The sequence below is a fragment of the Bartonella sp. TT110JLCBS genome (assembly GCF_042193405.1).
In the GTDB taxonomy this organism is placed as follows: Bacteria; Pseudomonadota; Alphaproteobacteria; order Rhizobiales; family Rhizobiaceae; genus Bartonella.
The window spans coordinates 1-547 of sequence record NZ_JBHILT010000314.1; the positions used below are offsets into that span (position 1 = coordinate 1).

Annotated in this window: 1 pseudogene; it reads right to left on the bottom strand. The window is 34.4% G+C overall.

From position 1 onward, the window contains the following. Positions 1–152 precede the first annotated feature (152 nt). Positions 153–547 (bottom strand): annotated as a pseudogene (locus ACFILW_RS11080) (hypothetical protein); the annotation flags it as partial.

Genomic DNA, 547 nt, shown 5'->3' on the forward strand with positions numbered 1-547 from the left:
TTATTTGCGAAATTGTTTGATGATGATTTATAGCATGCGGTTGCATATAGTTTTTCCGTTTCTAATTTTTTGTGTTTCTTAATTACCAATCCATATTCTGGATGCGTAATCCAATTATCCCAAGCGCTTTGCCAATCGCGTTCATTTGCATTTCAACATGGATTGTTTTTTGAAAAGCGTACAAATTTTTCAAATTCTGATAAGGCTTCATCATGCGTTAATCCTTGTTCAGTTGCGTATTGAAAATCGGGCTTGAAATCTTCTAGTATTCTTTCAACTTCTTGTTTTTCCCTTGTTTTCTTGCTTTCTTCAAAAAAGTTTGCTTTCTCTGGAAAATAAGCAGGCATCATCGTGTCAAAGATTTCTGAAAGTTTTTTTCCAACCTTTTTAACTTTTCGTGAAGGCAATTTCTCAATCATCGCTTCGTTAATTTGCCATCGGTTGTTAGCTTCGTTTGAAAGATTGATATTTTGCTCGTGAATGATTGGTTGTTTGGTTTCTATCGTTTTGATTTGTTCTGATTGGCTTTCAACATCACACTCGATTG